General features: G+C 65.3%; 20 protein-coding genes. 2 read left to right on the forward strand and 18 right to left on the reverse strand.

Translation table 11 applies throughout. The annotated features are described in order from the left end of the window. The 13 genes from E4O92_RS14815 to E4O92_RS14875 form a co-directional block, all read right to left on the reverse strand. Positions 1 to 381 (reverse strand): hypothetical protein, encoded by a 381-nt coding sequence (locus E4O92_RS14815; RefSeq protein ID WP_135190509.1) that lies wholly within the window; start codon positions 379 to 381, stop codon positions 1 to 3. Continuing rightward, the gene (locus E4O92_RS14820) at positions 366 to 1,058 is read right to left on the reverse strand and encodes a hypothetical protein (RefSeq protein ID WP_135190510.1); all 693 of its coding nucleotides are present in this window, start codon (positions 1,056 to 1,058) and stop codon (positions 366 to 368) included. Before E4O92_RS14820 ends, E4O92_RS14815 begins: the two co-directional genes overlap by 16 nt. Then, entirely contained in the window at positions 1,055 to 1,690 is a 636-nt protein-coding gene (locus tag E4O92_RS14825) for a PilN family protein (protein WP_135190511.1), read from the reverse strand. The genes E4O92_RS14820 and E4O92_RS14825 overlap by 4 nt, the downstream gene beginning before the upstream one ends. Further along, complete coding sequence (gene pilM, locus E4O92_RS14830; protein ID WP_135190512.1) at positions 1,687 to 2,628, reverse strand: type IV pilus biogenesis protein PilM; 942 nt, start codon at positions 2,626 to 2,628, stop codon at positions 1,687 to 1,689. The genes E4O92_RS14825 and pilM overlap by 4 nt, the downstream gene beginning before the upstream one ends. A gap of 190 nt (positions 2,629 to 2,818) precedes the next feature. Beyond that, positions 2,819 to 6,163, reverse strand: a complete 3,345-nt coding sequence (locus E4O92_RS14835) for a DUF6701 domain-containing protein (protein ID WP_135190513.1) — start codon at positions 6,161 to 6,163, stop codon at positions 2,819 to 2,821. Continuing rightward, positions 6,163 to 6,600, reverse strand: a complete 438-nt coding sequence (locus E4O92_RS14840) for an agglutinin biogenesis protein MshP (RefSeq protein WP_135190514.1) — start codon at positions 6,598 to 6,600, stop codon at positions 6,163 to 6,165. The genes E4O92_RS14835 and E4O92_RS14840 overlap by 1 nt, the downstream gene beginning before the upstream one ends. Next, a complete protein-coding gene (locus E4O92_RS14845) occupies positions 6,597 to 7,508 on the reverse strand; it encodes a PulJ/GspJ family protein (protein ID WP_135190515.1) in 912 nt (303 codons plus the stop codon). The genes E4O92_RS14840 and E4O92_RS14845 overlap by 4 nt, the downstream gene beginning before the upstream one ends. After that, the gene (locus tag E4O92_RS14850) at positions 7,505 to 8,095 is read right to left on the reverse strand and encodes a type IV pilus modification PilV family protein (protein WP_135190516.1); all 591 of its coding nucleotides are present in this window, start codon (positions 8,093 to 8,095) and stop codon (positions 7,505 to 7,507) included. The genes E4O92_RS14845 and E4O92_RS14850 overlap by 4 nt, the downstream gene beginning before the upstream one ends. After that, a complete protein-coding gene (locus E4O92_RS14855; RefSeq protein WP_307721750.1) occupies positions 8,085 to 8,651 on the reverse strand; it encodes a pilus assembly FimT family protein in 567 nt (188 codons plus the stop codon). The genes E4O92_RS14850 and E4O92_RS14855 overlap by 11 nt, the downstream gene beginning before the upstream one ends. A 21-nt stretch (positions 8,652 to 8,672) precedes the next feature. After that, the gene (locus E4O92_RS25380) at positions 8,673 to 9,167 is read right to left on the reverse strand and encodes a type II secretion system protein (protein WP_135190517.1); all 495 of its coding nucleotides are present in this window, start codon (positions 9,165 to 9,167) and stop codon (positions 8,673 to 8,675) included. A gap of 39 nt (positions 9,168 to 9,206) precedes the next feature. After that, a complete protein-coding gene (locus E4O92_RS14865; protein WP_135190518.1) occupies positions 9,207 to 9,725 on the reverse strand; it encodes a hypothetical protein in 519 nt (172 codons plus the stop codon). Further along, complete coding sequence (locus E4O92_RS14870; RefSeq protein ID WP_135190519.1) at positions 9,722 to 10,951, reverse strand: type II secretion system F family protein; 1,230 nt, start codon at positions 10,949 to 10,951, stop codon at positions 9,722 to 9,724. Before E4O92_RS14870 ends, E4O92_RS14865 begins: the two co-directional genes overlap by 4 nt. A gap of 1 nt (position 10,952) precedes the next feature. Continuing rightward, positions 10,953 to 12,656, reverse strand: a complete 1,704-nt coding sequence (locus tag E4O92_RS14875) for a GspE/PulE family protein (RefSeq protein ID WP_135190520.1) — start codon at positions 12,654 to 12,656, stop codon at positions 10,953 to 10,955. Positions 12,657 to 12,865: 209 nt separating this feature from the next. Between E4O92_RS14875 and E4O92_RS14880 the strand changes: the two genes are divergently transcribed. Beyond that, positions 12,866 to 16,924, forward strand: coding sequence for a response regulator (locus E4O92_RS14880; protein ID WP_229483381.1), 4,059 nt, complete (start codon positions 12,866 to 12,868; stop codon positions 16,922 to 16,924). Beyond that, entirely contained in the window at positions 16,921 to 17,844 is a 924-nt protein-coding gene (locus E4O92_RS14885) for a diguanylate cyclase domain-containing protein (RefSeq protein ID WP_135190521.1), read from the forward strand. Before E4O92_RS14880 ends, E4O92_RS14885 begins: the two co-directional genes overlap by 4 nt. 7 nt (positions 17,845 to 17,851) lie before the next feature. On the opposite strand, the gene E4O92_RS14890 is transcribed toward E4O92_RS14885, so the two are convergent. From E4O92_RS14890 to E4O92_RS14910, 5 genes are all read right to left on the reverse strand, one after another. Further along, positions 17,852 to 18,304: a MaoC family dehydratase gene (locus E4O92_RS14890; RefSeq protein WP_135190522.1), complete on the reverse strand. Its 453-nt coding sequence runs from the start codon at positions 18,302 to 18,304 to the stop codon at positions 17,852 to 17,854. Further along, positions 18,297 to 18,764, reverse strand: coding sequence for a MaoC family dehydratase (locus E4O92_RS14895; RefSeq protein WP_135190523.1), 468 nt, complete (start codon positions 18,762 to 18,764; stop codon positions 18,297 to 18,299). The genes E4O92_RS14890 and E4O92_RS14895 overlap by 8 nt, the downstream gene beginning before the upstream one ends. Continuing rightward, entirely contained in the window at positions 18,761 to 19,888 is a 1,128-nt protein-coding gene (locus E4O92_RS14900; RefSeq protein ID WP_135190524.1) for an acyl-CoA dehydrogenase family protein, read from the reverse strand. Before E4O92_RS14900 ends, E4O92_RS14895 begins: the two co-directional genes overlap by 4 nt. A gap of 10 nt (positions 19,889 to 19,898) precedes the next feature. Next, positions 19,899 to 21,089, reverse strand: coding sequence for an acyl-CoA dehydrogenase family protein (locus E4O92_RS14905; RefSeq protein ID WP_135190525.1), 1,191 nt, complete (start codon positions 21,087 to 21,089; stop codon positions 19,899 to 19,901). 234 nt (positions 21,090 to 21,323) lie between these two features. After that, positions 21,324 to 23,576 (reverse strand): carboxy terminal-processing peptidase, encoded by a 2,253-nt coding sequence (locus E4O92_RS14910; protein WP_135190526.1) that lies wholly within the window; start codon positions 23,574 to 23,576, stop codon positions 21,324 to 21,326. Positions 23,577 to 23,712 lie beyond the last annotated feature (136 nt).

Here is a 23,712-nt window from a genome sequence, read left to right on the forward strand (position 1 = left end):
CTATTTTTGTTCCTCCTCCAAGCCAGAGCGTCGACCATTGCCGGCGACCGATGAATTCAGCTTGAGCACCTGGCGCTGGCGGCCGCGCAGCAGCTCGACTTCGGTCTGCGTAACGCGCACCAGGCGCGCGCCCTGGAACTGTTCGCCCAGGCGCACCGTCTCGCCATCGATCACGGCGATATGGCGTCCGCCCGGCTCGCGCGAAATCAGCACCGACTGCAGCTGCGGGCCGCTGGACACGGCTTGCGCGCCGGCGTATGCCGCCAGGTTCGCCGGCGGACGCGTCGGATCCTGCAGGGCCTGGGCCTGCGCCGCAAGCTGGACTGCCAGCAGGGCGACGCCCGCCAGCACATGGCGCGCGATGTTCACAGCTTCATCCATTTCGGGTCAAGGCTGAGGGTGTAAAGCGTCAGGGTCAGGCGCGACGTCGGGTACTCCTCGACATCCAGTTGCGCCTTGCCCCAAAAAAGCTGGGTCGGCATCGACTCCAGCGCATTCATGTAGTCGACCATATCGAGGTAGTTGCCGCGCACGGCCACCTCGACCCCATGGCGGTACAGCAGGTCCGCGCCCTTGCGCGCGGCATTGCGGTCCTCCACGGATGGTGCGGCGGTCTTGTCGGCCGCAAGATCGGCCAGCGATCCGGTCGGCAGGGTCTTCATCGAGACCAGCCGCAGTTTACCGTTGGCGCGCAAGATCGTGCCCACCAGCGTACCCATGCGCTCCGGCGCCACCAGGCCCTTTTGCATCGCACGCAGGTTTTCGTCGAGCCGGTTCGATTCTTCCTTAACAGCGGACAGGCGTTCGCGTGCCGGGGCGTTCGGATCGAGCTGGTAAGCCTGTATCTTTTGCGTGATCTCGGCATCGATGCCGACGATGGCGTCGTGCTGCTGGCTGATCTGCGTACGCAGCGCAGCCTGCTTGCGCTCGATGGGCCCGAGCACGGCGCCCTTGAATGCCATGTACAGCACCGCGACGACCGTCGCGAACAAAAGGATGCGTTCGCGCTGGGTCAGCGCGTCGATCCGGGCCGCCAGCTGCAGCAAGCGCGCTCTCATGGCTGGCCTCCTTCAGGACGTGCCTGCAGGCTGAATTCCACGTATGGCGGCTGCGCCTCGTCCTTGCCAGCCACCTTTGCTGGCGCGGCCTGGCTGATCTGCAGGCTGCCGAAGGCCTTGCCCTGCATTGTCTTTTCACGCGTGAGCCGGCCGAGGTAATCCGGCAGCAGCGCCGGGTCAAGGGCGCGTCCGCGCACGCCGATCTCCGCGCCAGCGGCGCCAATCGACACGCCGGTCAGCCACAGGCCATCCACGTTCTGGCGCGCGAGCGCCCGGAAGTATTCGGCATACCCCTGGGTGTTCCCCAAGTCGCCGCGCTCGATCAGCGCAAAGACCTGGTGCAGCGAAGCCAGTTGCGCCTCGGCCTCTTGCAGTTCGGCCTCGAGCTCGGAGCTCTTCTTGTGCGGCGCGAACTCCGCGCTGACGCGGGCCAGGCGCTCCTGCTTTTGCGTCAATTGGCGGGCCAGCGTGTTGGCCTGCTGCTGCAGTCCCTTGAGCTGCGCGTTGGCCATCCAGGCCAGCGCCGCCATGAGCACCACCAGCGCGCCCACGCCCTGTGCCATCATCGCCGTCGAGAACATGCGGCGCTTTTGCTGGAACTCCGGGTTGAACAGGTTGATCTGCTGGCTCATGCCTGCCCCTCGTCGCTGCGCAGGGCGGCGCCCAGCGGAAGAAAGAAGCGCCGCTGCACGGCCTTGTCCGCCAGTTCGGGGGTGCGCGAGATGTCAAACAGCGCGGCCAAGTCCAGGGTTTCGACCGGCATGTACAGGTTGCTGGACAGGTATTCCTCGAGGTCTTCGACAAGCGACGGGCCCAGTACCAGCTTCGATACGCTGATGAACGAGAACTGTCGCTCGAAGTGATCGAGCGAACGCTGCAGCTCGAGCGTGATTTTCTCGAAGCTGGCGTGCTTGCGCTCGTGATCCGGCTCGAGCAGTTGTTCGAGCGTGACGTCGATGCGCCGGCTCAGGTACAGCTCTGCCTTGTAGGAAACCGTCAGCAAGCCGCCGTCGGGGCCGAACGAGAGCATCGCCACGCCGCGGCCCTCCGGCTCCAACAAGGCCGATACGTTGCGCTGCGCCATCTCGGGAATGTCGATCACCGACAAGCCGACCTTGGCCTTGCAAAACAGTTGCTGGCGCGCCTTGATCACGCTATTGCTCGCGGCGACCGCAAACAGCGTGTGCTGCGGGCGCACCGAAGCATTCGGGTCAACCGGGATCTCGGCCACGTCGACCGCCGCGTCGTCCAGGGGAAAGTCGAGCATGTCCTTCAGGCGCCAGCGCACGGCCGTCTTGAGCTCGTTCGCCGGAACATTGGGCGCGTCGACCGCCAGCATCTGGTAGTCGCCTCCGCCCAAGAGCGTGGTGCAGCGATGGCTGCCCGCGCGCAGTTCCTTGCCCGCCTTTTCAAGTTCTTCGGCGCCGGGTGCACCGGCAAAGAAGGCCGCCTGCCCCACAGCAAACTTACCGTCCCGCTTGCCACCGACGGCGACAGCAGCAATGCCCTCGCGCTCGAACGCGATCGCCAGCCAGCCATCGGTTTTCCGGTTCTTTGTAAAAAAACGCATGCAAGCGACGATACAGTTAGGCGAGTTCGTGAAGTTTAGGCGGTAGATGCTTGATTATATTCAATTTAGCGCCATAGCCTACACTACATTTGCGCCGTGAAAACAAAAATTTCCGTTTTCACGGCCACTGGCACGCCATTCTGTTGTCAATACCCGGCAAACCGCATGAAATCGGCGCAGCCCGTCGGGTTCAGTGGACTTCGCGGATGTAGATCAGCGGACTCTTGTAGAGGCCGAATACGACGCGGGCGCGAGTGCTCGGCAGCCACACTGGATCGTCGTTGATCCGCAGGTAGGCGCTGCCCGTGTTGCCGGCCCCAGGCGGGGTGAGCCAGAATTTCCCGCCTCCGGACTGCAGCCGCAACACCCCGCCGGGCGGCACCTTGAGCAGCGTGGCATTGCAGTTGCTGCCGCCCGTGCCGCTGGCCAGCCTGCCCGTGCAATCGGAAAACAGGAGCTTGGCCGCGTATTGCACTGCGCTGACGCTGTCGTTGATGTTGTTCTCCCAGGTGCTGCCGGTCCAGTACTGTGCGTTCATCTGCACTGGCAACTTGAGCAGCTCCGATCCAAACGCGTTGGCCAACTGCAACCGACCGTTGACGATCATGATGCCGCCTTCAATCGGGTTGGGGCCGTGGTTGGACGTGATCACCGTCGCCTTCGTTGTGCCGCTCGCATCGATCACGGACTCCGTTGTCTGGGCCCGCACCCAAACCGCAACGGGTGCAGTCCAGTTGAGCGCACGCGGCTGACTGTTTGAGAAGCGGATTGGCAAATCGTAGTGCGCGCTAAAGGTGACAAGCGGGTCAAGCCCGGTGGTGGTCACGGGATCGATCACAAGGGCGCCGCCGCCGGGATTTACGGCATTGCCGCCCGGGCTATCGAACGCGGAGATCGTGAGATTGACCCCGCCGTAGTTGGCGACCGGTTTGCCGGTTGCGCCGATCGCCCGGACCGTTACGTCGAACGGCTGATTCGAGTACGCCGCGCCGAGAATGGCCGGATAAGGGCAGGCCATGCCCTTAAGGCACGCAAAAACGGCAGACGTCGTGGTTTCGAAATGGTCGGGGTAGAAGCGGCCGACCGCGACGACTTCGGTGGTACCGATCTGCTCGCCCAGATAATCTTTCAAGTCCGGAGCCAGCTTCAGCACGCCGGCCGCATCCCACGAAAAGTGCGTGCCAGTGACGGCACCTTGGCCTGTGCCCTCGAACCCGCCCTGCAGCCCTGGCAGTGGCGGCGGCTCGGGTACCGCCTGGGTCGGCGCCAGTACCGGCAGCACCTGCTTCAGGCCCAACGCGTCGATTACCTGCCCGCGCAGCTCGTTGGCGAAATTCGGCGCCCATTTACCGCTGAAGGTCCTGGCGCCAACGCTGATTGTAAAGTCCTCGCCCGCCCTGACAAAAGCCGGTGGTGCCGGAATGCCGGAAGGACTGGACGGGTTGCTGGCGCCATCCGCGCTGCGTTTGATGGCAGAAAATTCAAGGTGATCCGGGGTGACGACGAAAGTCGCCGAGCCGGTCCGTTTGTCGGAATCGGCCAGGCTGAGGGTGACCCGGCCCACGTCTTCGTACACGAAAGGAAGTGCCACCGCCGAGGGATTCCCGCGCACAAATCGCAAGGTCACGCTGCCAGACCAGCCCGCCCCGCCGACCGCAGGGACCGTGCCGCTCTCGGTGCATAGCGGCAAAGTGAGCGAGGCCAAATTGCCCTGCAAGGCCGCCTGCACACCCTGATGCCTGATGGGGTCGACGCAACTGAGCGAGAAGGTGAAAGCGAGTGACGTATCGGCACTGCTACTGACCGGTGTTGCGGCCTTGCCGCCAGGCGAAGCCGCGACCGCCGTCACGTAGAATGGCTGCGGCTTGCCGGCAACCACCGGCCCGCGGAACCGTGGGCACTGGGCGCTGCCGATCAGCGCCCCGTCCGGGCATGCAACGGTGGTGAGTTCATAGGCATTGCCGCCCGCCGGCGCCGCATTGCCAGTGTTACTGGCCGTGTTATTGGCCAATTGGTTGTCAAACATCCTGCCGGCGACCACGGCTGTGTTGGTATAGGTGCCGGCGGCAGCCGGGCGCACGGTCAGTATCAAGGCCGGCAACGTGGCGCCCAAATTCAATGGCGTTGATGAAGTGCAAGTCACGTTCTGGCCCGCCGTGCTGCAGTTCCAGCCGTTACCGCTCACTTGGACGATGGCAAGCCCTGGCGGCACGGTATCGGTCACCGTGACCGGCCCCGACTCGCTGTTCGGACCGTTGTTCTGGACCGTGATCACGTAATCGGTAGTCTCCCCAGCCTGCAGTCCGCCGGAGCGGGCCATCCTGATCGCCAGGTCCACCATCGGGTCGGTGGGGATGGCGATGACTTGGGCATTGAGCAACACCACGTCCTGCCCCGTTCGGTAGGTGGTCGTTGCCGTGCGCTGGCCCGCTTGGAACAGCGCGGAGGATGGCTTGATCGTGTAGGCATCAAAATCGATGCCATAGGAATTCGGGTCGCCATTGACGCTGCTCGCTGAATTGAACTGATTGCCGGACGGGTTCGTGGAATCGGTCAAAGCGGTACCGTTAAACAGCAAATCTTCGCCGCCCTGGATCATAGGGTCACCATCCCAGGTAATGTGACCAAGGCGCGCGGTGCTCGTCTCCGGAAGTGGCGTGGGTACCTGGAAGTTATTCAGGTTGAGCGTGAGTCCATTGTTGCGGAAATATTGAAAGCCCTCGTACAGGTTCAGCAGACGATATGGTTCGGTATTGCTCGAATAGATGACGAGCAGCGAAAAACCGCCAACCATACCCTGCGAGCTGCAGTATGGATTGCCAGTGTTGACGGTGAGACCGGAGAACGAATACGTCCCGTTCCCCTTTTCAGCAACCTGGGCAGTCACGTCGACCGCGCCTGCGAAATAATCGAGTCCGCCGCCCACTGTCGTTGAAAAGTACTGGCGTGCGGCGGGAGCGGTCAGCTTTTTACCGTCAAAGGTAATGGAATAGACAGCATTGGCCTGATGGCCGGAACCCGCCCAGTACAACTGTGCGCTGACCACAGTCGCGCCGGCCGGAATACCGGTCAGAGCCGCCTGGCGCGCTGTGTCAGGTGAGTAGACCGAACAGGCATTTCCGTGGTTGCAGTTTCCATTGCCATTGCAGTTACCGTTGCAGTTGCCGTTCCCATTGCAATTGCCGTTGCAGTTGCCGTTCCCGCAATTACCGTTGCAGTTGCCGTTCCCGCAATTGCCATTGCAGTTGCCGTTCCCGCAATTGCCATTGCAATTGCCGTTCCCGCAATTGGCGTTGCAGTTGCCGTTCCCGTTACAGTTGCCGTTCCCGTTGCAATTGCCGTTCCCGTTACAGTTCCCGTTGCAGTTACAGTTTCCGTTGGACGCGGTGCGGATCGTTACTTGGGTACCAGTAAAGTTCAGGTTGCCTGCATAGCTCTTGGTCAATGCCACCGCCGTGTCGGCGCGCGCGGCGCCCGTCACAACAGCGATCGCCAATCCAAGTCCGAAGACCCACCATTGCAGGAATTTGCGCATCAGATTTCCACCTCCACCTTACGCGCTACGTAGTCAGGGCTGTTGGTGGCCGGGTTCGGGCAGGTTCCGTCGGCGCCCGGCTGGTTGCAGGCGGTGGCCTCGATCACCCAGCGAGTGAGCGCGCCGCCCGTGGCCCGGCACGTGACGGTCACAACAAACCCGGACAGGCTGGGGGAATCAGGAAACGCGAAGGTGACGCTGTCGGCACAACTGTTGTTGCGCAACTGCTGGAACAGTCCCCACTCGATGCCAGCGCGTGCGGCTTGGTAGGCGCGTGCGCCCTGCACGTCCAGGCTGGAACTTTGCTGTTGGGCGTTGAAAATCGTGACCATCGCCACGCCGAGCCCCGCCAGCACCACGAGCAGGAAAATCGCGGTGATCAGGCCGACGCCGGCGCACTTGCGCAATCTGGGAGCGGAAAAGATGGCTCGTGTCATGGCGTGTTATCCACGTGGACCTGGTGTACCAGCCGGATCGACGGTTCGTGCTCGTTACGGGCCTTCAGCTCCAGCGACAGGATGACCAGGCTGCTGCGCTGCGTCGCCGCACTGCCGTAGTCGAAAAGATGTCCGCAGCTGGCCAGGCGCGTGGCCAGCGGCGCCGGCACCGCACCGGCGGGTGGCACGTTCTGGGTCGGCGAGATGTCATAGCCTGACGAGCGCCACAGGGTCAGGGTGCCGTCCGGTTGCTGCGCGCAGTAGTAGCTGACCGGGCCTGTCACGACCTGGAAGCGCTGGGTGGGCGACGGCATCGGCGTGGACTGCTGGGCGAACGGATTGCGCTCGAGCGTCAGGACCGGGAAGGTATGGCTGGTGTCAGGATCGATCTCCGGCACCGCACGCTGGCTGATGGCCTTGATCTTCGCGATGTTGGTGTCGCCCTGCAGGCCCTGCCAGGCATCGGCTGGCGCCATTCCGGAGCCAAGGTTGTACACGACGACGTAATCGCCCACCGAGGTGCCTGAAAAGCTGCCCAGGGCGCCGAGCACGGTGAACTCCCTCTTGCCGGGATCAAGGAAATCGAGAGCCGGTGCGTCCGGTATGCCGTCCTCCGCAGCCAGGTAGCGGCCGCCGGAGCGCGTGATCAGGAATTCGACGGCGGATCCGTCGGCGTTGACCCGGATGCTGTTCGGGAGCGCCAGGCGCAGCTCGCGCGCCATGCGGCGCAGCGCAAGGTCGGCCTGATCGGTCAATTCCGCGCGGCCGACGGCGTCGGCATAATTCTTGACCGGTGCGCGGATGAACACCGCCACGATGGTGCCCAGCACGCCGAGCAGGATGATCGCGATGATCATCTCGGCCAAGGTAAAGCCGCCAAGTGCGCGGCGCTTTGGCTGCGGCTTCATTGGATCGTCGGCGCGTAGCGCGCCCGGTAGCCGTCGAGGACAAGCGTCTGACCGTCGTAGCTGACTTCGACGCGAATGCGCAGCACGTCGGCATCCGGCGACGTGCCAGTGGCGCCGATCGCGGCGTTCGCCGGCCCGAGCCCCACTGCCGTGATCGTGAGGCTGGCGGTGTAGCCGTTGACGTCAATCGGGTTGCCGTTGGCATCCGACAGCCTGCCGTTCACGTCGAACGCGGCGGCTGACGTGCCGGCGGCGGTCACGTAACTGGTGATGCTCTCAAACGGCCGCGCGGCGCCTGCAGCATGGCCGAAGTGCGCGGGAATCGCGCATTCGGCGGCGCTGGTGGCACTGTCGGCATTGGCGGAGTCGACGTCACAGAAAGTGAACTTGGCCTGCTGGACTTCCTCGAGCAGCCCTTCGGCGATCATCAACGCCTGCTTGCGCCGCACCGGGTCGGCACTGTTCTTGCCCGTGAATCCGAGCACCTGAATGATGCCGGCCAGCGCAATGCCGACGATGATGATGAACAGGATCATCTCGACCAGGGTCACGCCACGCGGGCGGCGTGGCAGCGGCTCAGAATACATAGCCGGTCTCGGGCGCCACGCTCACGGTGCGCGTGCTGCCATCGCCGCCGATGGCCAGCTGTATGCCGCTAAACTGCGGCGAGCCGTCGGACGGCCGGCCCAGCGCGTCGAAAACGAGCAGGCCATTGCCGCCCACATTCAGGGTGACGGTCGATGGCCGCCCCTCGCAGTACCAGGCGCTTGAATTGCAGTAGTCGCGGGTGGCGCGCACGCCGCTGTTGGTGCCAGAAGGCGCGAGCACCTGTTTGGCGGGCGGGCAGTCCTTGGCCGGGTCGTAGCAGAGCGAAATGCCATTGGCGTTCAGCCGTACGTAAACCGGCCGGTTGCCGGCGATCGCCAGCTTTTGTGCGTAGCGCAGCATGCTACGGGTCTGGTCGGCAAAGGCGTCGGCATCAAAGCCGGCGCGGTCGAAAAAGCGGGCAATGCCGACGGCGCCGATGATGCCGGCCAGGACCATCACCACAATCAGTTCCACCATCGTGAAACCGCGACCCGGACGCCAGACGTGACTGTGGCCGGTCACGACGTTCACCAATCGAATGTCGGGGCCGGCCACGCTAGGCGAGGACTAGAGGGGTTATTCGCATTGCGACGCGTCAGGGGCGTTGGAGATCGTCGGGGCACCGCCCGCTGCCGCCTCGGTGTACTTGATGAAGCAGGTCTTGCCGGTAGCGGTATTGGCAATACCTTTCGGGATGATCGCGATCTCGCCGGTGTTGATGGTCGGGGTATTGGTTCCCGTCTCGGTGGCAACGGTGAAGCCCTCCAGGCCTGCGGCATCAACCAGAGCCTGGTTGGCTGCCGGATAGCCGGTGGACCGCAGGTTGATGGTCTTGCCTTCGAAGACAGGATTCAGTTCCTCCGGCTTGAGCAGATATTTGCCGTGTGCCATGGCTGCCGTCGCGCTCAATGCGCCCTTGGCTGCCTGCAGGCTGGACACGCGCGCGTCGCCGCCCAGGTTGGCAAACTTGGGCAGCGCGGTCGCGGCCAGGATGCCCAGGATAACGATAACCACGATCAGTTCGATCAGGGTAAAGCCCGACTGGGCGGTATTCATGCTCTTCTTCATCATCAGACTCTCCGTTAAAGTGGGGCGCGATCTGGCCCGCGCCTAATCGATATTCATGATCGCCTGACCGCTGACCTGATCAAAGACAACGCCTTGCGCGGCATTGCCCCGGGACGCACTAGGCGATGATAGGAATTTTACCTTGAATTTAAGAAATCTTGATGTCTCGTCGGAAAAACTTTCGTCCCTGTGGGGCAAATACACCAGACTGCGATCAGCGCGGTCGAAAAACCAGCTGCCGGAAGGCAGGCCGGCGGGCGGCAGCCCGTCATATTCGCCTGCATAATTCGTGGGCTTATGACTGAGCCACGCGATCGGATTCTCATCCGCAAGCTGGCGCAGCGCCTGCTCGCCCCCGGCCGCCAGCAACTGCGCCGCACGCACCTGCAGCGCGATGCGCACGGTGCCAACCAGTTGTTTTACCGCAACACGTTCGGCCTCCGCCTGGTAATACCAAACCCTGCCGGCAAAGACCGCGACCAGCACGCCGAACAGCGCCGCCGCGACTGCGAACTCGAAGCGCGAAAATCCGCCCGGCTTGCGCGTTGGCCGATTGGTCATTTGTTGTGCAGCGCCGCCCTGCCCAGGTCCCAGATCGGAACGAAGATGCCAAGCGCCAGCACCAGCACCAGCACGCCCAAAAAGACGATCAGGATCGGCTCGATCTGGCTCGACAGCGTCTTCAGTTCGTAATCGACCTCGCGCTCGTACATCTGGGCGATCTCGTCCATCAGGTCGTCCAGCGAGCCGGATTCCTCGCCCACGGCGATCATCTGCAGCACGATCGGCGTGAACACGCCGGCATTGGTCGAGGTGCGCAGGATGCTTTCGCCGCGCTCGACGCCGTCACGCATATGCTCGATGCGCGAGGTCAGCCAGGCGTTGTCGACGGTCTGGCCGACCACGGTCAGTGCCTGCACGATCGGCACTCCGCTCTTCATCGACAGCGCGAAGCTGCGCGCAAAGCGCGCCATCGTCGCCTTGTGGATGATCTTGCCGGCGATCGGAATGCGCAGCTTGATCCGGTCCCAGGTCAGGCGCCCCGCGGGGGAGCTGGTCCAGGCGCGAAAGCCGAACACCGCGCCGACCGCGCCGCCCAGGAACAGCGGCCAGTACGACACCGAGAAGTTCGAGGCACCGATCAGCATGCGCGTCATCAAAGGCAGCTCGGCATGGAAGCTCGCGAACACCTTCACGAATTGCGGGATCACCCAGATGTTCACCACCGCCATCGCCATGATCATCGCGATCACGACGAATGACGGGTAGCGCAACGCGGTCTTGACCCGCTCGCGCATCTCGCGGTCGAATTCGAGATGATTGAACAGGCGCAGGAACACTTCGTCCAGGCGCCCTGTCATCTCGCCCACGCGCACCATCGACAGGTAGAAGCTCGAGAAGCACTCCGGATGGCGGCGCATGGCGCTCGATAGTTCGCGGCCCGAATCGAGCGACTCGCGCAGGTCCTTGATCACCCGCGCGAACGACTTGTTGATCGCCGACTCCTGCAGTCCGGCCAGGCCACGCATGATCGGCACCCCGGACTTGAGCAAGGTATAGATCTGGCGCGAGAACAGCTGCACGTCCATCGACGTGACCTTTCGTTCGCTGAGCTTGCGCCACCAGTCGCGCTGCCCGGCGGCCGATTTGGTTGTCGCCGTGATCTCGATCGGCGTGATGCCGCTGCCGAACAGCTGGTCCGCGACCGCGCCGCTGTCGGCCCCTTCCAGCACCCCCTGCATCAGTTCGCCGCGCCCGTCGCGGCCCTTGTAGGCAAAAAACGGCACGTCAATCCTCTAACTGGTTCGACACCCGCATCGCCTCGGCGATGGTGGTGCGCCCCTGGACCGCCAGTTGAACCGCATGGCGGCGCAGCGTGTTGCCCCCCATTTCGGCCTGGGCCGCCGCGAGGAAGTGCGACGGGTCCGGATGGTTGACCGCGTCGAGCACCTTGCGCGTCATCTCCAGCAGTTCGTATACCCCGGTCCGGCCGCGGTAGCCGGTGCCGTTACAGTGCGAGCAGCCCTTCCCGTGGAAGAAGCGGGTGGTTTGCGCGTGTTCGCCCAGCTCCGCGCGCAGCCAGCCGTATTCGGGGGGCGCCGGCTGGTATTCGGTGCTGCAGCTCTCGCAGATCACGCGCACCAGGCGCTGCGCCAGCACCGCCTGCAGCGAGCCGCCCACCATGTAGCGCGGCACGCCCATGTCCATCAGGCGCAGCGGGGTGCTGGCGGCGTCGTTGGTGTGCAGGGTCGAGAGCACCAGGTGGCCGGTCATCGCCGCGCGCAGGCCGATCTGGGCGGTCTCCTGGTCACGCATCTCGCCGACCAGCACGATGTCCGGGTCCTGGCGCAGCGCCGAACGCAGCACGCGCGCGAACGACAGCTCGATCTTGTCGTTGACCTGCACCTGGTTGATGCCCGAGAGCCGGTACTCGACCGGGTCCTCGACCGTGATCAGCTTTTTCTCGACGGAGTTCAGCTCCGCCAGCGCGCTGTAGAGGGTGGTGGTCTTGCCGCTGCCGGTGGGGCCGGTCACCAGCACCAGGCCGTTGGGCCGCTGGACGATCGCGCGAAAGCGCTCGACCAGCCACGGCGGCATGCCGATCGCGTCCAGCCGCAGCGTGGTGCCGGCCTGGTTCAAGAGACGCATCACGACCGACTCGCCGTACTGGGTGGGCATGGTGGAGATACGCACGTCGACCCGCTGGTTGCGCACCTTGACGGCAAAGCGGCCGTCCTGCGGCAGGCGCTTTTCCGAGATGTCCAGGTCGGCCATGAGCTTCAAGCGCAGGGCCAGCGGGGTGGCGATCTTGGCGTCGGCCTCGGTCTGCAGGTGCAGCACGCCGTCGATGCGAAAGCGGATCTGCAGGCGGCTGTCCTGCGGCTCGATGTGGATGTCCGAGGCGCGCACCTGGGTGGCATCGTCGAACACCGACTGCAGCAGCTTGACGATCGGCGCTTCTTCCAGCCCCGGATTGGCGGCCAGCGCGCCAAAGTCGACAAACGCGTCGCCCATGTCCTGCTCGAGCTCGCGCGCAAGGCCGGTGATCTCGCCGGTACGGCGGTAGATGCGGTCGATCGCGGCCAGCACCTCGGTCTCGTTGACGACCGCCAGCTCGACGCCTTTTCTCAACAAGCGCGCGATTTCGTCGTAGGCGAACAGGTCAGTCGGGTCGGACACGCCGACCAGCACGGTCTCGCGACGGTCTTCCAGCACCAGCGCGCGGAAGCGCCGCGCCGCCGTCTCCGGCAGCAATCGCACGACCTCGGCGTTGATGTTGTAGAACTTGAGGTTGATGTAGGGGATGTTGAGCTGGCGCGCCAGCGCGCCCGAAATCTGTTCTTCGGTCACGAAGCCGTTGTCGACGAACACCCGTCCCAGCTTGCGTCCGCTGCGCTTTTGTTCCGCCAGCGCCGAATTGAGCTGGTCCTCCGACAGCAGCTTCTGCTGGACCAAGATTTCGCCCAGGCGAACTTTTTCTGGCCTTGCCATGACATCCCTTGAATCGTTATTTGCGGCACATTTTATTCCAGAAACATGGGATATTTCGCGGCGCGTGGTACTTTTCTGTGGCCGATTCGCCGCGTTGCGTGCCGCCGACGCCCGCCGGGCGGGCAACGGGCCGCGCTATCGCACGCGTCAAGGCTGGGTTAACATAGAGCAACAGCGGCACGCGGTGCCCGCACCAGCCGGAGTTTGTCTTGCAGTTGTTTCGTCGTCACGCCCTTCCTTCGATCCGTTCGAAGCTTGTCACCCTGGTGCTGGCCTGCGCCCTGCCGATCCTGGTCGGCTACCTGGTGTTCGCCCGCGATGCCGCCCGCCAGGAGCACGCGCACATCGAGCGCGACGCGGCGACCTTGGCCGAGGCGCTGGCGGCGGCGGTCGACCGCGAGCTGGAGAACGGCCAGACCGCCGCCAAGGTGATGGCCAACTCGCCGCTGCTGGCCAACGGCGACCTGGCGGCATTCCACGCCAACGCGCGCATGCTGCTGCGGCCCGAGTTTCCGGTGTACGCGTTCGTGCTCTCCGGCGCCGACGGACGCACGCTGCTGCACACCCGCTACGCCTACGGACCGAGCACGCCGTCCGACGGCAACGAGGCCGAGATCCGGCGCGTGTTCGCCAGCGGCGACACGGTGACCTCCGGCCTGCACCGCGCCGACCCGTCGCAGCCATTCGTGTTTTCGGTCGTGGTGCCAGTCTGGAAGGACGGCAAGGTCGAGTATGCGCTCTCGGTGCTGCTCCGTCCCAAGCGACTGGGCGACCTGCTGGCCGCGCAGCACCTGCCGGAGGACTGGAACGCCGAACTGTTCGACAGCCGGCAGCTGATGGTCGCTCGCAACATCGACCTGACGCGGCATATCGGCGAACGCATGCGGCGTGACCTGACCGCGCTCGGCAAGCACAACCGAACGGGGGTCGTGCCGCCACCGGCCAGCGGCGAGGACATCAACTTTGCCGCTTTCGCGCACACAGCCGACGGCTGGACCGTCACGGTCGACTTTCCGCCCGGCGCCGCCAGCGAACTGCTGGGGCGCTCGCCGGGCGCGATCCTGTTGTGGGTGGGCGCGCTTTTGCTCATTACGCTGGGTGGCGCATGGCGGATCGGCGGGTCGATCGCGCGCGCGGTGCGCGCCCTGACCAGCCCGGCGGCGGCGCTCGGGCGCGGCGAGCCGCTGGTTATTCCGCCGCTGCCGATACGCGAGGCGGCGGCGGTCGCAAACGCGCTGCGCAAGGTCGAGGGCGAACTGGTCGGATACCGGACCAGGCTGGAGTCGCTGGTGGCCGCGCGCACGGCCGAACTGGCGCATTCGAACCTGCTGCTGGAGACCGTCTACGGATCGGCGCCGGTCGGGCTGTGCTTCATGGATCACAACCTGCGCTTCGTGATGGTCAACGACTACCTGGCCACGCTCAACGCGCTGCCCACGAGCGAACACATCGGCCACACCCTGCCCGAACTGCTGGGCGAACTCGGCATCCAGTTCGAGGAGCCCTACCGGCGCGTCCTCGAAACCGGACGGCCGCTGCTGGACTTCGAAAGCACCGGAGAAGTGCCGCGCGCACCGGGCATGGTCAGGCACTGGATCGCCAGCTACTATCCAGCCTACAGCAAGAACGGCGAACTGGCCGGCATCAACGCCGTGGTGCTCGACATCACCGAGCGCAAGCGGGAGGAGCAGCGTAACCGGGACAACGAAGAGATGTTCCGCGCGCTGTACGAGCGTTCCGGCGACGCCCACATGATGGTGGCCTACGGGGGCGGTTACGTGAGCGCGAACCCGGCCACCCTGGTCCTGTTCGGCTACGACAGCATCGATGAGTTCCTGACGCTCACGCCATTGTCCACCTCCCCCGAATTCCAGAGCGGCGGCGTGCCCTCCGACGAGCTGTGCATGCAGTACATGCGCCGCGCCCTGGCCACGGGCAGCGCGCACTTCGAATGGGTGCACCAGCGGCGCGATGGCAGCACCTTCCACGCCGACGTGATGATGACCAGCGTGGACATCGGCGGCAAGGTCATGATGCAGGTGACGGTACGCGACATCAGCGAGCGCGTGGCGGCCGAGGCAGCGCTGCGCGCGGCCGGCGAACGGCTGGCGCAGGCCAGCCGCGTCAAGGGCGAATTTTTGGCCAATATGAGCCACGAGATCCGCACCCCGATGAACGCGATCCTGGGCCTGGCGCGCCTGCTGGAAGAGTCGGGGCTGCCGCGGCGCGAGAGCGGCTACGTGGCGCGCATGAAGACCGCGGCGCGCTCGCTGCTTGCCATGCTCAACGACGTGCTCGATTTTTCGCGCGTCGAAGCGGGGCAGCTCACGCTCGAACACACCTGCTTCCGGCTTGAGGACGTGCTCCACAATATCGCTGTGCTGACCGCGTCCAATGCCTGGGACAAGGGGGTGGAACCGGTGTTCGCGATTGCCCCCGGCGTGCCGCCGCAACTGGTGGGCGACCCCACGCGGCTCGAGCAGGTGCTGCTCAACCTGGTGGGTAATGCGATCAAATTCACCGAACAGGGCGAGGTGGTGCTCTCGGTGCGCGCCCAGCCGCTGGCGCACGGACAGGTGGAGCTGGCGTTCGCGGTGCGCGATACCGGCGTGGGCATCCCCAGCGACCAGCAGCAGCGCATGTTCGAGGCCTTCACCCAGGGCGACAGCTCGACCAGCCGCAAGTATGGCGGCGCCGGCCTGGGGCTCGCGATTGCGCGCCGGCTGGTGGAGATGATGGGCGGCAGCCTGGAAGTGTCCAGCGCGCCGGGGCGAGGTTCTCAGTTCAGCTTTTCGATCGTGCTCGACAGCGTGCCATTGGAGCAGGCGCTGCCCGCGTCCGGTCTCACCGTGCTGGTGGCGGACGACAACGACAGCGCCTGCGCCGCCCTGGCCGAGGCCTGCGCCGGCTTCGGCTGGCAGGTGGACCGTGCCGGCAGCGGCAGCGAAGCGCTTGCGCTGCTGCGCGGCGAACGCCGCTACGACCTGGCGTTCATCGACAGCGCCATGCCGGACCTGGACGGCGTGACCGTGCTGTCGTACGCGCGCGCCGACCAGGCAATCGACATGCCGCGCTGCGCGCTGCTGGCGGCGGACCCGGAACGCGAGCGCTTGACGGCGCTGGCGCCGGACCTGCACCTTGATGCGATCCTCGGCAAGCCGGTTACGCCCGGCGCGCTGCTCCAGGCCATCTTTCATCTGCGCGGCGAGCAGCCGCGCGCGGCGCAGCCGGCGGTGAAGCCGCTCGCACGCAGGCTCGCCGGCATCTCCGTGCTGCTGGTGGAGGACAACCTGATCAACCAGGAAGTGGCCAACTACATCCTGATCCATGCCGGGGCGGCGGTCGACATCGCTGCCAACGGCCAGGCCGCCCTGTCGATGCTGGCCGAGGGCGAGCGCTACGACGCGGTGCTGATGGACCTGCAGATGCCGGTCATGAGCGGCTTTGACGCGGCGGCGGCGATCCGCGCGATGGGCCTCTTTGATCTGCCGATCGTGGCGATGACGGCCAACGCGTCCGACGAGGACCGGCAGCGCACACTGGCCGCCGGCATGAACGCGCACCTGGCCAAGCCGCTCGATGTCGACGAGCTGGTGGACACGCTGGCGCGCCTGTGCGCCCTGCCCTCGCCCGCTTGCGCGCCGCAGACAGCGCTTGCCGATCCGGCGCCGGCCAGCATTCCGGGGATCGACCTGAAGGCGACCCTGCCGCGCTTTGGCGGCAGCTTTGCCAGCTTCGCGGCGCTGCTCAAGCGGCTGGAGAGCTCGCAGGGCGGCACCCTGGACGAAGTGCGCGCCATGCTGCGCCGCTCCGATCGCCAGGGAGCCGCGCAGCTGGTGCACCGGCTGCGCGGCGTCGCCGCCAACCTCGGCGCGACCGACGTGGCGGCGCTGGCGCTCGAACTGGAGCAGGCACTGCGCAGCGCCGACGATGCAGCGCTCGCGGTGCGCCTGGCGCGGCTGGACAGCGCACTGCAGGTGGTGCTGGACGCGGCGCGTGAATTGCAGGCGAATGCACCCGCGGCGACGCTGGCGGTGGCGCCAGGCGCCGCTTCGCCTGCGCCGCACACCGATCTGGTGCGGCTGTTAGAATTGCTTCGTACTAACAACCTGAAGGCGATGGCGCAGTTCGACGCCCTGCGCCCGGCGCTTGAACTATCCTTGGCAGCGCAGGAAAACGTGGCGCTGGCGGAAGCGGTCGAGACCCTGCGTTTCGATACGGCTGCCAGCCTGGTGCAGCAGATTTTGGACCGGAAGACTGACGCATGAGCTGGACTGACCTGGCCGTCAACGGCCGCATCCTTGTCGTCGACGACGCAATGGAAAACATCCAGGTCCTGAACGGGGCTTTGGAAGGCGAGCATGAGGTGCTGTTCGCGATGAGTGGCGAAAAGGCGCTCGAGCTCGCGCGCGGCCAGCGCCCGGACCTGATCCTGCTCGATGCGATCATGCCCGGCATGGATGGCTACGCGGTGTGCGACGCCCTGCGCGCCGGCCCCGACACGCGCGACATCCCGGTCATCTTCGTCACCGCGCTCAAGACCCCGGAAGACGAAACGCGGGCGCTGGCGGCCGGCGCCGCCGACTTCATCAGCAAACCGGTGAACGCGGCGGTGGTGCGGGCGCGCGTGCGCACCCACCTGACCATCAAGCGCCAGAGCGACGCGCTGCGCGCGCTGACCCTGACCGACGGCCTGACCCAGGTGGCCAACCGGCGCGCGTTCGACCAGCGTTTGGAAGCCGAATGGCGGCGCTGCGAACGGGCCGCGCTGCCGATATCGCTGATCCTGGTCGACGTCGACCACTTCAAGGCCTACAACGACCATTACGGCCACCAGGCCGGGGACGCCTGCCTGGTGCGGGTGGGCATGGCGCTGCGCCGGGTGGCAGGACGCCCGCAAGACCTGGTCGCGCGCTACGGCGGCGAGGAATTCGCGATCCTGCTGCCCCAGCTCGATGCCGGGGGCGCCGAGGGGCTGGCCATGCGCCTGCAGGCGGAACTGGCGCTGCTCGAGATCGAGCATGCCACTTCCCCCACTTCGCCCTGGCTCACGGTGAGCATGGGCATCGCGCAAATGGCGCCGGCCGGGGCGGCCGAACCGGCGGCGCTGGTCGAAGCGGCGGATGCCCGCCTGTACCTGGCCAAGCGCGCCGGGCGCAATTGCTTTCGCATCGGCAGCGCCTCGTGAGCGCAGCTTACGGCAAGTAAAGCAGCAGGAATTCGGCCACGCAGACCGGCTTGCCGTCGTCCTCGCGCTCGACATCGACATCGAGCAGCATCAGGCCGCCACCCTTGCGCTCGGATACCTCGCGCAGCGCGATGCGTCCGCACACCCTGCTGCCGGACGGCAGCGGCGCCGGGAAGCGCACCTTGTTCACGCCGTAGTTCAGGACCATTTTCGCGTTCGGCATGTTGATCACGTCGGCCAACATCGCCGGCAGCATCGACAGCGTCAAAAAGCCGTGCGCGATCGTGGTGCCAAACGGCGCGTCGCGGCAGCGCTCCTGGTCGACGTGGATCCACTGATGGTCGTCGGTGGCGTCGGCAAAGGTGGAAATGCGCTCTTGCGTAATCGCGAAAAAGCGCGAGACGCCAAGCTCCTGCCCGGCAAGGGCGCGCAAATCGTCCAGACTCAATATCTCACGCATCGTTTTCTCCCATCGGGCGGCGCCCGAACATTCCCATTCCATCGACGGTACACACCGGCTCGCCGTGCTGGTTGGTGGCGGTCCAGCGCGACCACACGACCCCGCGGTCCGGCTTGGAGTTTGAAGCCTTGACCTCGCGGGTCAAGTAGCGCACGTGCAGGGTGTCGCCGGCGCGCACCGGCTGCAGCCAGCGCACGCCGTCCAGGCCGGGCGAGCCCATGCTGGAGGCCGCGCACATCAGGCCGTCCACCACCATCCGCATCATCATGCTGCAGGTGTGCCAGCCGCTGGCGATCACGCCGCCGTAGATCGAATCCCGGGCCGCATCAGGGTCGACATGGAACGGCTGCGGGTCGAACTGTCTGGCGAAGGCGATGATCTCGTCCTCGGTCACGGTGCGCTTGCCCAGGTCGATCTCCTGGCCTGGATAGAAGTCTTCGAAGTACCATTGCCTGCTCATGCCACCTCCGCTTGGGCAAACCCGGGCTGTGCGATGAAGCGCGCCAGGTGGTGGTCGGAGTCGCCCAGGGTGAGCTCGAAGAAGGTGAGCCGCTTGAAGTAGTGGGCCGCGGGCAATTCATCGGTCACGCCCATGCCGCCATACAGCTGCACCGCCTGCTGCCCGACGAACCGGGCCGCCTGGCCGATGCGGAACTTGGCGGCCGAGATGGCGCGCCGGCGCTCCTGCGGGTCGGGCGAACCGAGCCTGGCCGCGGCCAGCAGCACCATCGAGCGCGCCTGCTCAAGGTGGATGTACATGTCGGCCATGCGGTGCTGCAGCGCCTGGAAGGTCCCGATCGGCACGCCGAACTGCTGGCGCGTCTTGAGGTACCCGAGGGTGTCCTCGAACAGCGCCTCCATTGCGCCGAGCGCGTCAAAGCACAAGAGGCCGGCGCCGTAGTCGAGCGCGGCGTCCAGCACGTCCCCGCCGGCGCCTGGCGCGCCGACCACGGCATTCGCCGCCACCTGCACGCCGTCAAAGCGGATGTTTGCCGCGCGCCGGCCATCCAGCGTGCGGTATTGAACGATGTGCACGCCAGGCGCATCGGCCGCGACCACGAACACCGTGATGCCTTCGGGCGCGTGCGCCGTGACGATCAGCGCGCCGGCCTGGGCCCCGTGCAGGACGACCTTTTTTTCGCCGCGGATAAGATAGCCGCCGTCCACCCGTTCAGCGCGGGTTTCGATGCTGGTCATGTCGTGGCGCGACTGCCGCTCGCCCAGGGCGCAGGCCAGCTTGAGTTCGCCGGCGGCCACGCGCTGGAGTAGTAGGCCATGGCCACCGCCCAGCTTGAGGAACTCGGCGCCCAGCACGGTCGCGAAGTACGGTTCGACCACCAGGCCGCGTCCGAGCTCGCGCATCACCACAAACATGTCGAGCGCGCTGCCGTCAAAACCGCCCTGCGCTTGTGGTATCGGCAGCGCGGTCATGCCCAGCTCGGCCAGCGTCGCCCATGCAGCCTCGGACACGCCGGCTGGCGACTGGATGATGGCGCGGCGCGCCTCGAAACTGTAGTCGCGCGCGATCCAGCGCTTGATCGCGTCGGCGAACTGGACCTGCTCTTCCGTGAAATTGAAGTCCATGTGCTTTCCCTTACAGGCCCAGGATCGCCTGGGCGATGATGTTGCGTTGGATCTCGTTCGTGCCGCCGTAGATCGACGTTTTGCGGAAGTTGAAGTAGTACGGCGCGAGCGGCGTGGCCTCATCAATACCGGACACGCTGTGTTCAATCTCGCCTTCCAGGTAGGCCGGGTCGAACGGCAGCGCCAGCGGGCCCGCCGCCTCGAGCATCAGCTCGGTCAGCATCTGCTGGATCTCGGTGCCGCGCACCTTGAGCACCGACGCTTCCGGCCCCGGAGCCTTGTCGGCGCGGGTGAGCGCGCGCAGCACGGTCACCTCCAGCGCCATCAGTTCGATCTCCAGCGCGGCGACCTTGGCGGCGAACAGCGGATCTTTCAGTAGCGGCTTGCCGTTCTTTTTCTCGCTGCCCGCCAGACGCTTGAGGAAGGCCAGCTCGCGCTTGGAGCGTCCCACCGCGGCAATGCCGGTGCGTTCGTGGCCGAGCAGGTACTTGGCATAGGTCCAGCCCTTGTTCTCCTGGCCGACCAGGTTGGCGACCGGCACCCGCACGTTGTCGAAGAAGACCTCGTTCACCTCGTGTTCTTCGTCGAGCATGATGATCGGGCGCACCGTGACGCCGGGCGCATGCATGTCGATCAGCAGGAACGAAATGCCCTCCTGCTTGCGCACCGTGGGATCGGTGCGCACCAGGCAGAAGATCATGTCGGCGTACTGCGCCAGGGTGGTCCAGGTCTTCTGGCCATTGACGATGTAGTACTCCCCCTCGCGCACGGCGCTGGTCTTGAGCGAGGCCAGGTCGGAACCGGAACCGGGCTCGGAATAGCCCTGGCACCACCAGTGTTCGCTGGACAGGATGCGCGGCAGGTAGTGGTCTTTCTGTGCCTGCGTGCCAAAGGCCATGATGACGGGGGCCACCATGTTCACGCCGAACGGCATGATCTGCGGCGCGCCGGCAAGCGCGCATTCCTCTTCGAAGATGTGGCGCTGTATCTGCGTCCAGCCCGGTCCGCCGTATTCGACCGGCCAGCCCGGCGCGACCCAGCCTTGCGCGGCCAGGATCTTGTGCCAGCGAACCCAGTCCTCTTTCGACAAACGCAGGTGACTGCGCACCTTGTGCCGCAGGTCGGCGGGCAGGCTGGCGTCGAGGAAGGCCCGCACCTGGTCACGGAACGCGAGTTCGGCCTCGCTGTAATACAGGTCCATTCTGTCTCCTTGGAATCGTTCGGTTCAAGAGCAGGACCCTCGAACCGGCGCGCCGGTCATGCAAAAAAGCACGACCGTTCACAAGGATTGTACCCGAAAAGAGTGAGCGAATATCAACAATTCGCCGCATGCGGCCGGGGGCGTGAGTGGCAGTGTGGTGTTTGCCCACCCCGGAAAACACAAACGGGAGGCTCCCTTGCGAGAGCCTCCCGTCATTCACAGCGTTAGTGCGGTTTAGTTGCCGCCGACCTTGGTCGAAGCCATGTAGGGCATCGTCCGCGACGCCATCCTGGTGTCGGTCTTGAGCATCGCGACCTCGTCCGCCAGGATGTGGGCGGCTTCCTGCAAGAGCACGTCCTTGGCATTCTTGGCCGCCTTTTCGGCCGCCAGTTCCGCCTGCAGGTTGCGCTCGTCGGCCTGCAGGCCGTCATCCTGCCTGAGCGACCTGGAAGCCAGCACCGACTTGGCGGGCGCGGTAGGCACCGGCGCCTTGCTGCGCGCCTCTTTCGCGCCCGGGCCGGCCGCCGGCTCGTCCTTGACGCTGGCCTTGCCGTCCGCCAGGCGCGCCTCGCGCAGGCGCGACTTTGCGTCCTGGGCGTCGCGCTCCTTGCGGCGCACGGCCTCGTTCAGCGAGATCGCGTTGTCCTTGCGCAGTTTGATGACCTCGGCGATGTCCTCCTGCAGGTACTGGAAGTCCTTGTCCTTGGCGATGCGCGCCTCATGGCGCTTCTGCAGCGGACCCACCAGCTCCTTCAGGTCGCCCAGCGCCACGTAGTTGGCCGGCTTGATCGTGGTCCACGGCAAGGCGTTCTCGTAGGACGACTCGCCGAAGCTGTCGACATCGGAGGTCACTGGCAGCTTGATGTCCGGCGTCACGCCGCGCAGCTGGGTGGTGCCGCCATTGATCCGGAAGAACTGGGCGATCGTCATCTTCAGCTCGCCGTAGCGCACCTTTTCGTTCGGCGAGAAACGGTCCAGGTTGATCAGGGTCTGCACCGTGCCCTTGCCGAAGCTCGGCTCGCCGATCACGATGCCGCGGCCATAGTCCTGGATCGCGGCGGCGAAGATCTCGGAGGCCGAGGCCGAGCCGCGATTGATCAGCACGCCCATCGGGCCGTCCCAGGCCAGGCCCGGGTTGGTGTCGCTCTCGACCTCGACCCGCCCTTCCGCGGTGCGCTGCTGCACCACCGGACCCTTGTCGATGAACAGGCCCGTCAGTTCCACCGCTTCGATCAGCGACCCGCCGCCGTTGTTGCGCAGGTCGATCAGCACGTTGTCGACCTTCTCCTTCTTCAGTTCGCCCAGGATGCGCTGCACGTCGCGGGTGGCGCTCTTGAAGTCCTTGTCACCCCTGCGGCGCGCCTCGAAGTCCAGGTAGAAGGTCGGCAGCGAGATCACGCCGATGCGGCGCTTGGCGCCGCCATCCTTGACCTCGATGATCGATTTCTTGGCCGACTGCTCTTCCATGGCGATCTTCTTGCGCACCAGCTGGACCGTGACGTGCTTGCCGTCTGGACCGGCGTCGGCCGGAATCACGTCCAGCCGCACGGTCGAGTCCTTTTCGCCGCGCACCAGTTGCACCACGTCGTCGATGCGCCAGCCGAGCACATCGGTCATCGCGCCGCTCGCCCCCTGCCCCACGCCGACGATCTTGTCGCCGACCTTCAGCTTGCCGGACTTGTCGGCCGGACCGCCGGGCACGATCTCGCGGATCAGCGTGTAGTCGTCGCGCGTCTGCAACACCGCGCCGATGCCTTCCAGCGACAGGCGCATGGCAATGTCGAAGTTCTCGGCCGAGCGCGGGCCCAGGTAGTTGGTATGCGGCTCGATCGAGGTTGCATAGGCGTTCATGAACATCTGGAACACATCCTCGTTGTTGAGCTTCTTGAGGCGGTTCTGGTAGTTCTCGTAACGCTTGTCGAGCGTCTCGCGGATCGCTTTTTCGTCCTTGCCGGCGAGCTTGAGGCGCAGCCAGTCATTCTTGACGCGTTTGCGCCACAGGTCGCGTATTTCGTCCTCGTTCTTTGCCCACGCGGCCTTCTCGCGATCGAGCTGCAAGGTCTCGTCGCTGGTGAAGTCGAACTTGCCCTTGAGCAGTTCGCGGGCGTACGCCATGCGCTCGCCGAAGCGTTGCTGGTACAGGTTGAAGACCTGGAACGGCAAGGTCAGGTTCTCGTTGTTGATCGCGTAGCCAATCTTGGCGCGCATTGGCGCGAACTGATCGATATCGGCTTGGGTGAAGTACAGCTTTTCGCTGTCGAGCCCCTTGAAATAGTTATCGAAGATTTTTTCCGACAACGCGTCGTCGAGCGGAACCGCCTTGTAGTGATAGCGCGACAGCACCCGGGATGCCCACAGCGCGGCCTGCGTCTGCGCAGGGGCCGGCTTCATCTGGGTGACAGCGACGGCCGCCTTTTCGGGCTGCGCGATCACCACGTGGGCCGACATGGCGGCTGCCAGGACGGCTATCAATATTTGCTTCTTCATACGTCGTTTCTCCGAGCCATTCGGTAACTCTCTGCCGGTAATCCGGCGTCCGCGACCAATTCTACAGGATAGCTGAGCACCGCAGAGTCAAGTTGTACGGTTTCGCCGAGCGAGCTTAAGGTGCCCCTAAGGAAGC

It is taken from the genome of Massilia horti, assembly GCF_004614195.1.
Taxonomy (GTDB): Bacteria; Pseudomonadota; Gammaproteobacteria; order Burkholderiales; family Burkholderiaceae_D; genus Telluria; species Telluria horti.